This window comes from Bacillus yunxiaonensis (assembly GCF_037104695.1).
In the GTDB taxonomy this organism is placed as follows: Bacteria; Bacillota; Bacilli; order Bacillales; family Bacillaceae_G; genus Bacillus_A; species Bacillus_A yunxiaonensis.
This window is the reverse complement of record NZ_JBAWSV010000002.1, coordinates 314,679-328,923: the sequence shown is the minus strand read 5'-3', so window position 1 is coordinate 328,923 and position 14,245 is coordinate 314,679. Positions and strand designations below refer to the sequence as shown.

13 protein-coding genes are annotated in these 14,245 nt (G+C 37.8%); 11 read left to right on the top strand and 2 right to left on the bottom strand.

The genetic code is table 11. The features are described 5' to 3' along the window. Window positions 1-56 precede the first annotated feature (56 nt). Both WAX78_RS07785 and WAX78_RS07780 read left to right on the top strand, forming a co-directional pair. Entirely contained in the window at window positions 57-614 is a 558-nt protein-coding gene (locus tag WAX78_RS07785) for a ComE operon protein 2 (RefSeq protein ID WP_336481717.1), read from the top strand. Between the two features lie 19 nt (window positions 615-633). Next, window positions 634-2,991, top strand: coding sequence for a DNA internalization-related competence protein ComEC/Rec2 (locus tag WAX78_RS07780; RefSeq protein WP_336481716.1), 2,358 nt, complete (start codon window positions 634-636; stop codon window positions 2,989-2,991). On the opposite strand, the gene WAX78_RS07775 is transcribed toward WAX78_RS07780, so the two are convergent. Then, entirely contained in the window at window positions 2,978-3,112 is a 135-nt protein-coding gene (locus tag WAX78_RS07775) for a YqzM family protein (RefSeq protein WP_098307876.1), read from the bottom strand. The two genes, WAX78_RS07780 and WAX78_RS07775, sit on opposite strands and share 14 nt — an antisense overlap. Before the next feature lie 417 nt (window positions 3,113-3,529). On the opposite strand from WAX78_RS07775, the gene holA reads away from it, so the two are divergent. Next, window positions 3,530-4,543 carry a DNA polymerase III subunit delta gene (holA, locus tag WAX78_RS07770; protein WP_336481715.1) on the top strand — a complete coding sequence of 338 codons (1,014 nt, stop codon included), beginning with the start codon at window positions 3,530-3,532 and terminating at the stop codon, window positions 4,541-4,543. 84 nt (window positions 4,544-4,627) lie between these two features. Here the strand turns inward: holA and rpsT are convergent, their stop codons facing one another. Beyond that, complete coding sequence (gene rpsT / locus WAX78_RS07765; protein WP_336481714.1) at window positions 4,628-4,885, bottom strand: 30S ribosomal protein S20; 258 nt, start codon at window positions 4,883-4,885, stop codon at window positions 4,628-4,630. Window positions 4,886-5,066: 181 nt separating this feature from the next. Here rpsT and gpr point away from each other — a divergent pair, with 181 nt between their 5' ends. From gpr to dnaK, 8 genes are all read left to right on the top strand, one after another. Continuing rightward, window positions 5,067-6,170 (top strand): GPR endopeptidase, encoded by a 1,104-nt coding sequence (gpr, locus tag WAX78_RS07760; RefSeq protein WP_336481713.1) that lies wholly within the window; start codon window positions 5,067-5,069, stop codon window positions 6,168-6,170. A gap of 21 nt (window positions 6,171-6,191) precedes the next feature. Next, window positions 6,192-6,533: a YqxA family protein gene (locus WAX78_RS07755; RefSeq protein WP_336481712.1), complete on the top strand. Its 342-nt coding sequence runs from the start codon at window positions 6,192-6,194 to the stop codon at window positions 6,531-6,533. 211 nt (window positions 6,534-6,744) lie between these two features. Further along, window positions 6,745-8,568: an elongation factor 4 gene (lepA, locus tag WAX78_RS07750; protein WP_336481711.1), complete on the top strand. Its 1,824-nt coding sequence runs from the start codon at window positions 6,745-6,747 to the stop codon at window positions 8,566-8,568. 217 nt (window positions 8,569-8,785) lie between these two features. After that, window positions 8,786-9,160: a winged helix-turn-helix transcriptional regulator gene (locus WAX78_RS07745; RefSeq protein WP_336481710.1), complete on the top strand. Its 375-nt coding sequence runs from the start codon at window positions 8,786-8,788 to the stop codon at window positions 9,158-9,160. A 51-nt stretch (window positions 9,161-9,211) separates the two neighbouring features. Continuing rightward, window positions 9,212-10,351 carry a radical SAM family heme chaperone HemW gene (hemW, locus tag WAX78_RS07740; RefSeq protein WP_336481709.1) on the top strand — a complete coding sequence of 380 codons (1,140 nt, stop codon included), beginning with the start codon at window positions 9,212-9,214 and terminating at the stop codon, window positions 10,349-10,351. 231 nt (window positions 10,352-10,582) lie between these two features. Beyond that, window positions 10,583-11,614, top strand: coding sequence for a heat-inducible transcriptional repressor HrcA (gene hrcA / locus WAX78_RS07735; protein WP_336481708.1), 1,032 nt, complete (start codon window positions 10,583-10,585; stop codon window positions 11,612-11,614). Window positions 11,615-11,733: 119 nt separating this feature from the next. After that, complete coding sequence (grpE, locus tag WAX78_RS07730) at window positions 11,734-12,303, top strand: nucleotide exchange factor GrpE (protein WP_336481707.1); 570 nt, start codon at window positions 11,734-11,736, stop codon at window positions 12,301-12,303. 26 nt (window positions 12,304-12,329) lie between these two features. After that, entirely contained in the window at window positions 12,330-14,165 is a 1,836-nt protein-coding gene (gene dnaK / locus WAX78_RS07725; RefSeq protein WP_336481706.1) for a chaperone protein DnaK, read from the top strand. Window positions 14,166-14,245 lie beyond the last annotated feature (80 nt).

Sequence of the window (14,245 nt, the reverse complement as noted above, 5' to 3'; positions counted from 1 at the left end):
CGACTTTTTTCTTCTTTCGCTACACTAGTAAGAAGATTAAAAAGTAGGTGAAGATAATGGAACGAGTTTCTTGGGATCAATATTTTATGACACAAAGTCATTTGTTATCACTGCGCAGTACGTGTACAAGGCTTGCGGTTGGAGCGACAATTGTACGGGATAAACGCATTATTGCTGGTGGTTATAATGGATCGATTGCCGGCGGTGTGCATTGTATAGATGAAGGGTGTTATGTGATTGATAATCATTGTGTACGCACAATTCATGCGGAAATGAATGCACTACTGCAATGTGCGAAATTTGGTGCGAAAACAGATGGAGCGGAAATTTATGTTACGCATTTTCCGTGTTTACATTGCTGTAAAGCAATTATTCAAAGTGGTATTACAGCAGTGTATTATGCGCAAGATTATAAAAATCATCCGTATGCACTTGAGTTATTTGAGCAAGCAAATGTAAGAGTAAAACATGTTCCTCTTGCATTTGACGTAACAACATTAGAAGAACAACAGAAAATGCAGGAGCTAAAACAGCTTTTGTCTTCGTTAGAAACAGATGAAATGACGTTGGAACAGTTGCAACAAGTATTATTGCAGGCAAAAAATATGGTATAAACCGTGAGGTGAGTACGTGTTGCGTGGGCAATGGAGCTACGTTGCAATCTCAGTTATCTTTGGGATTGCAACGGCTTACTCCTCTTTTTCTATCGTTCCTTTTTTTATATTCGTTTGCTATTGTTTCGTTTGTTTTCCTCGTACCTCTCTTCCAATATTCTCCTTGATTGTCCTCGTATTTGGTCTTACGTATGTATATGCAATCTACGTAGACAAACAAAATGATTCTATGCTCTCTTTTCGTGAGACAGACATAACAGGTACAATTCAAAGTACCCCGCTTATAAATGGAGATCGCCTTTCTTTTCAGTTAGGAATGGAAAGTAATGAAACAGTTCAGTTGTTTTACAAAATTCCGTCTCGTAAATTAAAAGAAGAATTGAAGCAATTGCACCCTGGTATGGTGTGTACGTTTACTGGTACTTTGAAAGAGCCGCCCCTTCCTCGAAATTTTTATGCGTTTAATTATAAGGATTATTTATATAAACAGCATATTCATGCTCTTTTTGAGGCAGAATCAATCTCGAATTGTGTACAAAAAGATATTTCGTTTGTTCATTGGTTATTTTCGATGCGACAAGCAGCTGTTTCTTATATAGGAGAGACTTTTTCCGGACAGTCAGCGGCCTTTATGAATGCTTTATTGTTTGGTGATCGCCAATATATGACGTTTGAGGTAGAGGAACAGTATCAACAGTTTGGACTTGTGCATTTGTTGGCAATATCAGGATCGCATATTGTTCTGTTAACTGCGATATGTTATTTCGTATTACTTCGAACTGGGATGACACGTGAAAGTACGACGATGCTCCTACTCGTGTGTATTCCACTATATATGTTTTGTGCAGGGGCCTCGCCATCGGTTGTGCGAGCATCTATAGCAGCTGTTATTGTGCTAGGAGCGCTCACGCAAGCAATCCGAGTCTCAGGGATGGATGCTTTAAGTATGACGTTGATAATCATGCTTTTTTATGATCCGTATGTACTATTTGACATTGGATTTCAGTTTTCATTCGTAGGAAGTTTTTCTCTTTTGTTATCTTCGTCGCAGCTTCTAGCTAGTGAACATGGTATAGTGAAAAATTCTATATATCTTTCAGTTATTTCTCAGTTAACGAGTACACCTATTTTACTTTATCACTTCGGCTATTTTTCTCCTTACAGTATTCTTCTAAATATGCTATATGTCCCGTTTTTATCTTTATTTGTTTTGCCTATGTGCATTGTGCTTCTTATATGTATGATATTTCTCCCAATTGTGTCACAGTGGTTAGCTCACATATTGTCTCTATGTATACATGTTTCGAATACGATGCTTCAAATATGCGAAGCTTTACCGTTTGTACGTCTTACCTTTGGACAAACACCGCCATTTATCGTTGCGCTATATTGCATGAGTATTGTAAGCGTCCTTTTATCATGGGAGGGGCTTATTTGGAGAAAATATCGCATGTTGTTTCTATCGAGCTTTTTTCTGCTTAGTATATGTCATTATGCATTTCCATATGTAAATGCAAACGGAAGTATTACTTATATTGACGTTGGACAAGGAGATGCTATTTTGATTCGTCTCCCATACAATCAAGGAACGTATGTAATTGATACGGGTGGGACACTTCCAGTAAAGAAGAAAGAATGGCAGCGGAAAAAACATGAATTTTCTGTTGGACATGACATCCTCATTCCATTTTTACAAAAAGAGGGTGTGCGAGTGATTGATAAATTAATTGTGACACATGGAGATATGGATCACATGGGAGCAGCTAAAGAAGTAATGCAATCCATTGCCGTGAAAGAGGTTGTTTTAGGGAAGAAGAAAAAATTCTCCTTACCTGAACAACAAATAAAGCAGCTTGCTGTGCAAAAGAATGTGCCCGTTCGAGTTGTAGAAAAAGGAGACAGCTGGGCGGCTGGTGAGGTGGTGTTTTCGGTATTATCCCCAGGAGGAGAAGAAAAGGCAGATAATGATCAATCTATTGTGATTTGGACGAAAATAGGGGGACTAACATGGTTATTCACAGGTGATTTAGAAGAAATAGGTGAGAGGCGTCTCATACAATGGTATCCAGAGCTGCATGCAGACGTTTTAAAAGTTGGACATCATGGTAGTAAAACGTCATCTTCACAACAGTTTTTGGATATTGTACAGCCGAAAACAGCCGTTATTTCTGTTGGAGAGAACAATCATTATGGGCATCCGCATAGTGAAGTGTTAGAGCGTTTAAAAGAACGCGGTATTAAAATGTGGAGAACGGATGAACAAGGAGCAATTTCTTATGTTTTTCAAGGGGAGACGGGAACGTTTCGCAGTAAGTTAACATATGATGAAACACAGAAAAAAAGAAGACTGCCACATGCAGTCTTTAAGAACCGATAAATTTAATGACTGTTGCGATGATAAATAATGTGGTAAAAAATCCAAATGAAACTATAAAGCCTACTCCTGAATCGGTAGCGTCATTACGCTTACTTTGAACGTTTTTTTCAAATTCATTCATCTTTGAATCCCTCCCAACATTCCATTTTAGTATAAAATATTGTCAGAAAAAAATCTACAATTTATCCTGTTATTCGTGGGCAGTATTCCAAACTCAAAATTCTGAGGGAGTTGGGAATATTGCCCGTAAAAGTCCAATTGGGCGAGATTTCCATTAGTGGAAAGTCGCCTCCGCTGATGGAAGTTTCACATTATCAATGCTTTTCCAAGTGTGCTAACAGTTGTCATTCATAGTTGGTAAGGCAAGTGCAAACAATAAGACCAAGGTAATTACCGTTACAAAATAAAATTCCCGGGGTTTATTTTGTAACGTTTTATATAGATCAAGGAACGGGTAGTTGCCTGTTCCTTTGCACTTGTAAAACGGTGGCTGCCACATTACTATAAGTATATAAAGTGTTAGGGAGTAGGAAGTTACATGAGTGATATACATAAAAAAATAAAGAAAAAGCAATTTTCCACGTTATATTTGTTATATGGAACAGAGGCATATTTTATAAATGAAACGCTTCAGCTTTTGACATCAGAAGCATTAGCTGAAGAAGATCGTGAGTTCAACATTGTTACGTATGACTTAGAAGAAGCGTATATAGAAGAAGTAGTTGAGGATGCAAAGACACTTCCTTTTTTTGGAGAACGTAAAATCATCGTTGTGAAATCACCGTTATTTTTAACATCTCAAAAAGCAAAAATTGAGCAAAACGTAAAAGTGTTAGAAGAATATATTGCTGAACCTTCATCATTTTCTATTCTCGTATTTATTGCCCCGTTTGAAAAATTGGACGAGCGTAAAAAAATTACAAAGCTCTTGAAGAAAACAGCAGATGTGGTAGAAGCAAATGCAATGCAAGTACAAGATGTGCGTAAATGGATCGTAAGCCGTGCAGAAGAAATGCATATTCATATAGAGGATGGGGCAGCTAGTTTGCTATTAGAGCTTGTTGGAAGCAATGTGACGATGCTTGCGCAAGAAATGGATAAGCTCACATTATATGTCGGACTAGGCGGTGAGATTACTACAGGTCTTGTAGCAGAACTTGTTCCAAAGTCTGCTGAACAAAATGTGTTCGCCTTAACAGAAAAGGTGATAAAAAAAGATATTGCAGGTGCAATGCGCATTTTAGAAGGATTATTTACACAGCAAGAAGAGCCAATTAAATTACTTGCGCTTCTTGTAGGTCAGTTTCGTTTATTATATCAAGTAAAAGAACTTCAGCAGCGCGGTTATGGGCAAAATCAAATTGCATCGCATATCGGTGTGCATCCGTATCGCGTGAAATTGGCAATGAATCAAACAAATTTCTTCTCATTTGAAGCGTTAAAGCGAGTGATTCATGAACTTGCTGAAGCAGATTATAATATGAAAACAGGAAGAATGGATAAACGACTTGTGCTAGAATTTTTTCTAATGCGTTTAAATCATATTGGATAGTGGAAAAATGTTCATGTAGACAACTACATGAACATTTTTTTAGGAAAATAAAAAACGACCCAGATGGATCGTTTTTTTAAACGCTTACGCGTTTACTTGTTTCGCTAAGCGAGATTTTTGACGAGATGCAGCGTTTTGGTGGATAAGACCTTTACGAGCTGCTTTGTCAAGTTTTTTAGAAGCTACTTTGTATGCTTCTTTTGCTGTTTCAAGATCGTTATTGTTAACTAAAGCCTCTACAGTTTTAACAGCTGTACGCATGTCAGATTTGATAGAAGCGTTATGTGCACGACGCTCTTCGCTAAGTTTAGCGCGTTTGATAGCAGATTTAATGTTTGCCATATATTTCACCTCCCTGGTGCGATCGAGTGACTCGATACTTACATAGAACAAGTGATATTCTATCAAACGGAGAAGAGAATTGCAATAGTGAGATCGATGAAATTTCAATATAGGAAAAGAATGGCTAAAAAAATTTGGGGAATTCTAATGAATATTTATTATAAGTAGTGGAGGAGATAGTATGCGTGAACCGCTTGATTTAAGTAAATATGCGATAAGAACAGATCTTGCATTAGAAGCCCATCAAATGCTGCAAGAGCAGCAAGAAGAAAAAACTGCTATTCAAGGTGTAATTGTAAAAGAGCGCGAAGAAGATGGTATTACAATTACGAAGGTGACAATTGATGAAAGTGCTGCTCCGGCGATGGGAAAGAAACCAGGAAATTATTTAACTTTAGAAGTGCAAGGGATTCGTCAGCAAGACACAGAGTTACAACAAAAAGTAGAGAATATTTTTGCGAAAGAATTCTCCTACTTCATGGAGGAAATTGGGATAGATAAGGAAGCGAGCTGCTTAATCGTTGGTCTTGGTAACTGGAATGTAACGCCGGATGCATTAGGTCCAATTGTTGTGGAGAATGTACTTGTCACACGTCATTTATTTAAGTTGCAGCCGGAAAGTGTTGAGGAAGGTTTTCGTTCCGTCAGTGCGATTAGACCGGGAGTTATGGGCATTACAGGTATTGAAACGAGCGATATGATTTATGGAGTCATTGAAAAAACAAAGCCAGACTTTGTGATTGCAATTGATGCGCTTGCTGCCCGGTCTATTGAACGAGTAAATAGTACCATCCAAATTTCGGATACTGGTATTCATCCTGGTTCTGGTGTTGGGAATAAACGAAAAGAGTTAAGTAAAGATACGCTCGGTATACCAGTTATTGCAATTGGTGTTCCAACTGTTGTAGATGCGGTCTCAATTACAAGTGATACAATTGATTTCATTTTAAAACATTTTGGGCGTGAGATGCGAGAGGGCGGAAAGCCAGCCCGTTCTTTACTTCCGGCCGGCTTTACATTTGGTGAGAAGAAAAAATTGACAGAAGAAGATATGCCGGACGAAAAGAGCCGCAATATGTTTTTAGGAGCTGTTGGTACGCTCGAGGAAGAAGAGAAGAGAAAGTTAATTTATGAAGTGTTAGCGCCGCTCGGACATAATTTAATGGTCACACCAAAAGAAGTTGATGCGTTTATTGAGGATATGGCCAATCTCATTGCCAGTGGTTTGAATGCAGCGCTTCATCATCAAATTGATCAGGATAATACAGGGGCATATACGCATTGATTGTAAAAGGAGAAATAAGAATTGGGGCAGTTTACACGCAAATGTATTCTTCTCGTTATCAGTTTATTTCTTATAACGTTAGCGGGTATGCAAGTTGCTAATAGCGGGTTAAAACAGATGAAAGGTTATAATAATCCAACATATGAGCAAATTGCTCATATAACAGGAACAGACCACGGGGATGTAGGAAGAACAATTCTTGGAGAAACATTTTCCATTGAGGAAAAACAAAAACAGCTAGAGGGATTAAAAAGTTTTAATATGCTAGAGACCATGGGAAGAGGATTGACTTTATTTGTACAAAATGTAGTTCGCAACGTAACATATACCGTTGTAGATAAAATGAAACGTATATTTCGTTAATTTGGAACGTAAAGAAGCGGCTATCTTACTTAAGAGTAGGGTAGCTTTTCTTCATGATAGAAAAGGTTTGTCTATTGTTTACGGATTGCATATGATAAAAGTAAGAGCACTTGCTTATAACGCTGCACCAGTTTTCATTGAATCTTTTCCCTTGTATTGATATAATCAGTGCTAGTGTATATTGGCGAGATTAGTAGGAGTGAGAAAATAGATGAATAAAGAAGAAAGAGCAAAAAGGCAGTCTAAAATTCGTAACTTTTCCATTATTGCTCACATTGACCACGGAAAGTCAACGTTGGCAGACCGCATTTTAGAGAAAACAAATGCGTTAACACAACGCGAAATGAAAGCACAGTTACTTGACTCTATGGATTTAGAGCGTGAGCGCGGAATTACAATTAAATTAAATGCAGTACAATTAACGTATAAAGCGAAAGATGGAGAAGAATATATTCTCCACTTAATTGATACACCAGGGCATGTCGATTTTACGTATGAAGTATCTCGTAGTTTGGCGGCTTGTGAAGGTGCGATACTTGTTGTTGACGCAGCGCAAGGGATTGAGGCGCAAACATTAGCAAACGTATATTTAGCACTAGATAATAATTTAGAAATTTTGCCGGTTATTAATAAAATTGACTTGCCGAGCGCTGATCCAGAGCGCGTTCGTCAAGAGGTAGAAGATGTAATTGGCTTAGACGCATCAGAAGCTGTGCTTGCTTCTGCAAAAGCGGGGATTGGTATTGAAGAGATTTTAGAACAAATCGTTGAAAAAGTGCCAGCTCCAGCAGGTGATTCGGAAGAACCATTACAATGTATGATTTTCGACTCTTTATATGATCCGTACCGCGGTGTAATTGCTTATATCCGTGTTGTAAACGGTACAGTAAAAGTTGGCGATAAAGTACGTATGATGGCAACAGGTAAAGAGTTTGAAGTAACAGAAGTAGGTGTGTTCACACCGAAAACAACACAGCGTGAAGAATTAACAGTGGGTGATGTAGGCTTTTTAGCGGCATCAATTAAAAATGTTGGTGATACGCGTGTAGGTGATACGATTACACATGCAAAACGTCCAGCGGCAGAACCTTTACCAGGGTATCGTAAATTAAATCCAATGGTATTCTGTGGTTTATATCCAATTGATTCTGCGCGTTATAATGATTTACGTGATGCATTAGAAAAGCTAGAATTAAATGACTCTGCTCTTGAATTTGAACCAGAAACGTCTCAAGCACTTGGATTTGGTTTCCGCTGTGGTTTCTTAGGCTTACTTCATATGGAAATCATTCAAGAACGTATTGAACGTGAATTTAAAATTGATTTAATTACAACAGCACCAAGTGTTATTTATAAAGTATATTTAACAAACGGTGAGGACATGACAGTTGATAATCCATCTAACATGCCGGATCCGCAATCTCTTGATCGTGTGGAAGAACCGTATGTAAAAGCATCTATTATGGTTCCAAACGATTATGTTGGGGCAGTTATGGAAATTTGCCAAGGGAAACGTGGTACGTTTATTGATATGCAATATTTAGATGAAACGCGCGTTACTTTGACATATGAAATTCCGCTTTCTGAAATCGTATATGATTTCTTCGATCAATTAAAGTCGAATACGAAAGGATATGCATCCTTTGATTACGAGCTAATTGGTTATAAACCGTCTAAGCTTGTGAAGATGGATATTTTATTGAATGGTGAGCAAGTCGATGCGCTATCTTTCATTGTGCATCGTGACTCAGCATATGACCGTGGAAAAGTAATTGTAGAAAAGTTAAAAGAGTTAATTCCAAGACAGCAGTTTGAAGTGCCAATTCAAGCGACAATCGGAAATAAGGTTGTGGCGCGTTCTACAATTAAAGCGATGCGTAAAAACGTATTAGCAAAATGTTACGGCGGTGACATTTCCCGTAAACGTAAACTTCTTGAAAAACAAAAAGAAGGTAAGAAGCGTATGAAGTCCGTTGGTTCTGTAGAAGTACCGCAAGAAGCATTCATGGCTGTATTGAAAATGGATGATAACTAATAACAAAAAGAAGCCGTTTGTACGGCTTCTTTTTCTTTAAGAAATCAGAAATGGTAGTTTTTAAGGATTCGGTTAATATTTAGACATCTTTGTATCTGTCCTTTACAATAGTGGTGATGCTTTTTATTGTAAAAAGAAAAAATTGTTTGGAAAAGGATGTGCTATTTGGTGAAGAGTAACCAAACAGTACCTCTTGATTAAAAGTTAGGAGATTGTCGTGTCTGAGAACATTCGAAAAGAAATTCAAGAGAAAATACAAAACGGCGATTTTAATTGCGAAAAGGAACTAACACTTTCTATCATTAGTGGAAAGTGGAAGGTTGTGATTTTATGGCATTTAGGTGTGGAAGGTCCGTATCGTTTCAGTGAACTTCAGCGTCTATTTCCTAATATTTCTCATAAGGTCTTGTCTAATCAATTAAAAGAATTGATTGAAGATGGAATCATTAATCGAACTGTATATCCAGAGGTACCTCCGCGTGTAGAATACTTTATGACGGAACTCGGTATGACGCTTTTACCAATCGTTGAAATGATGTATGATTGGGGGAAAATGCGAATGGACCAAATTCGTATAGGGTCACAGAAGTAAATAAACCTCCGAAGTGCGGGGGGGTTCTTTTTAGAAAGGTAGGAACAGAATTTGATACAAGCTGCATATATTCATATTCCGTTTTGTCAGCATATTTGTCACTATTGTGATTTTAATAAAGTATTTATTGAGCGTCAGCCAGTTGAACAATACTTGCAATATTTAGAGAAAGAAATTGTGAATACAATCAAAAAAACGCCTTTTGAACAAATGAAAACGATTTTTGTTGGTGGGGGAACACCAACAGCGCTAAATATGGAACAGACAGAGCATTTGCTAGATATTATTAATCGTCGTTTGCGTCCGTTTGCACCAAATTGTGAACTAACTTTTGAAGCTAATCCAGGCGATTTACCTAAAGAAAAATTGAATCTTCTACTAGAAGGTGGTGTAAACCGGATTAGTTTTGGTGTTCAAACATTTCGAGACGAATTATTGCAAAAAATTGGGCGCAAACATACGAGAGAAGATGCATTTGTAGCGATTCGTGAGGCGCAGGAAGTTGGTTTTACAAATATTAATGTTGATTTAATTTATGCATTGCCGACGCAAACGATAGAGGATGTAAGAGAAACGCTAGATATTGCTTTTACACTTGGGGTTCAACATTTCTCAGCGTATTCTTTAATTGTCGAGCCGAAAACGGTTTTTTATAATTTAATGAATAAAGGAAAACTGAGACTTCCAGGAGAAGATCATGAAGCAAGAATGTATGAAATTGTGATGGATGAGATGGAGAAGCATGGTTATAAACAGTATGAAATTAGTAATTTTTCGAAAGAAGGCTATGAAAGTAAACATAATCTAACATACTGGAATAATGAAGAATATTATGGTTTTGGAGCTGGGGCTCATAGTTACGTAAACGGCGAACGAATTCAAAATGTGGGTCCATTAAAACAATATTTCACTAAAATTGATGAGATAGGTTTTCCGTATTTAGATGTTCATAAAGTGACAAGGCAAGAAAAAATGGAGGAAGAGTTATTTTTAGGGCTGCGAAAAACAGCAGGTGTTTCAAAAGTAGAATTTAGAAAAAAATTCGGTGTAGAAATGAGCGAAATCTTTGCGAAGCAGTTACTTCATAATAAAGAACATGAATTGCTTCAAGAAATGAATACCCATATTTGTTTAACAAGAAAAGGGAAGCTATTAGGAAATGAAGTATTTCAATCATTCTTGGTGGATTAATTTCATATAAAGTTTCGCTGTATCCCGCTAGACGGTACGTAGAGGTGAATCAAGATGAGGGGGACCGTCTGTAAGAGCCCGATTGGGGGGACTAATTAGCGGCGGAAAATCATGCTGCTAAAAGTTTCACTATCTCATCACGTTTCCGTTGACAATTCAATATCAATTTTGGTAAGTTAGTAATAGATTTAGCACTCGAAACAGAAGAGTGCTAACAGAGGTGATGATGAAATGCTTACGGAACGTCAGCTCTTAATTTTACAGACAATAATTGATGATTTTATTGGATCTGCACAACCTGTTGGATCAAGAACTTTATCTAAAAAAGAAGAAATTACATTTAGTTCAGCGACAATTCGAAATGAAATGGCTGATTTGGAGGAGCTTGGGTTTATTGAAAAGACACATAGTTCTTCAGGGCGCGTTCCTTCTGAAAAAGGGTATCGCTTTTATGTAGATCATCTTCTTTCACCGCAGCTTTTGCCAAGTGAAGATATTGTGCAAATTAAAGACTTGTTTGCTGAAAGAGTTTTTGAAGCGGAAAAGCTGGCACAGCAATCCGCACAAATTTTATCAGAACTCACGAATTATACGGCGATTGTTCTTGGGCCAAAAGTGAGTGCGAATAAGCTGAAAAATGTACAAATACTTCCGCTTGATTATAAAACAGCGGTCGCAATTATTGTAACTGACACAGGACATGTGCAAAGTAAAACCATCACTGTTCCGGAATCTGTTGATTTATTAGATTTAGAAAAGATGGTTAACATTTTGAATGACAAGTTATCAGGTGTACCGATGTCAGAGCTTCATAATAAAATCTTTAAAGAAATTGTAATGGTTTTGCGTCAGTACGTTCATAATTATGATAGTGTCATGAAAATGTTAGACGGTACATTTCAATTTCCGTTATCCGAAAAAATATATTTTGGTGGAAAAGCAAATATGCTTGCTCAGCCAGAATTCCATGACATTCAGAAGGTTCGATCATTATTCACTATGATTGAAAACGAAGATGCGTTTTATGACATCTTGCAGAGCAAACAAATTGGTATTCAAGTGAAGATTGGACGTGAAAATTCTTCTGCTGCCATGGAAGATTGTAGTTTAATTTCTGCGACATACTCGATTGGGGATGAGCAGCTTGGAACAATTGCGATTTTAGGACCGACGAGAATGCAATATTCTCGTGTCATTAGTTTGTTGCAATTGTTTACAAAGCAATTTACAGATGGACTAAACGGTTTATATAAACCGAAATAATAAAAAACTTCCATTTGTGGCGGGGATATCCCCGCTGCTGATGAGTAGTTGGATACAAATTAGACAGCTGGGTTAGTGCTGAGTTGTGTTGGCCCGGCCTTTTTAAGGAGGTGAAAGTTGTGGAAGAGCGTAATGAACAAGTGGTAGAAGAAGTAAAAGAAGCACAAACAGAAGAAGCTGTGGCACCAGAAAATAGCGAAGAAACTGTAGTAGAAGAAAAAAGCGAAGCTGCTCTTTTACAAGAAAAAGTAGATGAATTACAAGCGAAATTGTCGGAAACGGAAGGTCGCGCGCTTCGTCTACAAGCTGATTTTGAAAACTATAAGCGCCGCGTTCAATTAGATAAGCAAGCGGCTGAAAAGTATAGATCACAAAGCCTTGTATCAGATATTTTGCCAGCTCTTGATAACTTTGAAAGAGCAATGCAGGTGGAAGCAAATGATGAGCAAATGAAGTCCTTATTACAAGGGATGGAAATGGTATATCGTCAATTGTTAGAAGCACTGAAAAAAGAAGGCGTAGAAGCGATTGAAACTGTTGGAAAGCAGTTTGATCCACATGAACATCAAGCTGTTATGCAAGTAGAAGACAGCGAGTTTGAATCAAACGCGGTTGTGGAAGAATTCCAAAAAGGCTATAAGCTGAAAGATCGTGTGATTCGACCATCAATGGTAAAAGTAAATCAATAATTTACATAAATGTAGGAGGTTTCGCCATGAGTAAAATTATCGGTATTGACTTAGGTACAACAAACTCTTGTGTAGCTGTTATGGAAGGTGGAGAACCAAAGGTTATCCCAAATCCAGAAGGGAACCGTACAACTCCTTCTGTTGTAGCTTTCAAAAATGAAGAACGTCAAGTTGGGGAAGTAGCGAAGCGTCAAGCGATTACGAACCCAAATACAATCATGTCTGTTAAACGTCATATGGGTACAGACTACAAAGTAGAAGTTGAAGGTAAAGATTACACACCTCAAGAAATTTCTGCAATCATTTTACAAAACTTAAAAGCTTCTGCTGAAGCATATTTAGGTGAAACAGTAACAAAAGCTGTTATCACAGTACCAGCATATTTTAACGATGCAGAACGCCAAGCAACAAAAGACGCAGGCCGCATTGCTGGTTTAGAAGTAGAACGTATTATTAACGAGCCAACAGCAGCTGCGCTTGCTTACGGTTTAGAAAAACAAGACGAAGAACAAAAAGTTCTTGTATACGACTTAGGTGGCGGTACATTTGACGTATCTATCCTTGAATTAGCAGATGGAACATTTGAAGTTATTTCAACTGCTGGTGACAATCGTCTTGGTGGTGACGACTTTGACCAAGTTATCATTGATCATTTAGTAGCTGAATTCAAAAAAGAAAATAACATTGATTTGAGCCAAGATAAAATGGCACTTCAACGTTTGAAAGATGCGGCTGAAAAAGCGAAAAAAGATCTTTCAGGTGTAACACAAACACAAATTTCATTACCATTCATTAGTGCTGGAGCTGCTGGTCCATTACACTTAGAATTAAACTTAACAAGAGCGAAATTTGAAGAACTTTCAGCTAATCTTGTTGAAAGAACATTAGAACCAACTCGTCGTGCATTAAAAGATGCTGGTCTTTCTCCAAGTGAATTAGATAAGGTTATTCTTGTTGGTGGTTCTACTCGTATTCCAGCTGTACAAGAAGCAATTAAACGTGAAACTGGTAAAGAACCATATAAAGGTGTAAACCCTGATGAAGTTGTAGCATTAGGTGCTGCAGTACAAGGCGGCGTACTTACTGGTGATGTAAAAGGCGTTCTATTATTAGACGTAACTCCGCTTTCTTTAGGTATCGAAACAATGGGCGGCGTGTTTACAAAATTAATTGAGCGTAACACAACAATCCCAACAAGTAAATCACAAGTGTTCTCAACAGCTGCTGATAACCAACCAGCAGTAGATATTCACGTACTACAAGGTGAGCGTCCAATGGCAGCGGATAACAAAACGTTAGGTCGTTTCCAATTAACAGATATCCCGCCAGCACCACGCGGCATTCCACAAATCGAAGTAACATTCGATATTGATGCGAACGGTATCGTAAACGTACGTGCAAAAGATTTAGGAACAAGTAAAGAACAAACAATTACAATCCAATCTTCTTCAGGTCTTTCTGATGAAGAAGTAGATCGTATGGTAAAAGAAGCAGAAGCAAATGCTGATGCTGACCAAAAACGTAAAGAAGAAGTTGAACTTCGCAATGAAGCAGATCAACTTGTGTTCCAAACAGATAAAGTTGTAAAAGATTTAGAAGGCAAAGTAGATGCAGCTGAAGTAGCGAAAGCAACAGAAGCAAAAGATGCATTAAAAGCTGCAATCGAGAAAAACGATCTTGATGAAATCCGTGCGAAAAAAGATGCACTTCAAGAAATCGTACAACAATTAACTGTAAAATTATATGAGCAAGCTCAAGCTGCTGCAGGATCACAGCAAGCAGAAGGCGCACAAGGTAATGCAGGCGCGAAAAACGACAATGTAGTCGATGCTGAGTTTGAAGAAGTAAAAGAAGATAAGTAATAAAATAAGTAAGATGACAAAAAGTCAAAGTCAAGCGTGCCTTGGCTTTGACTTTTTTCACGAGTGAAGAAAAGACTGGG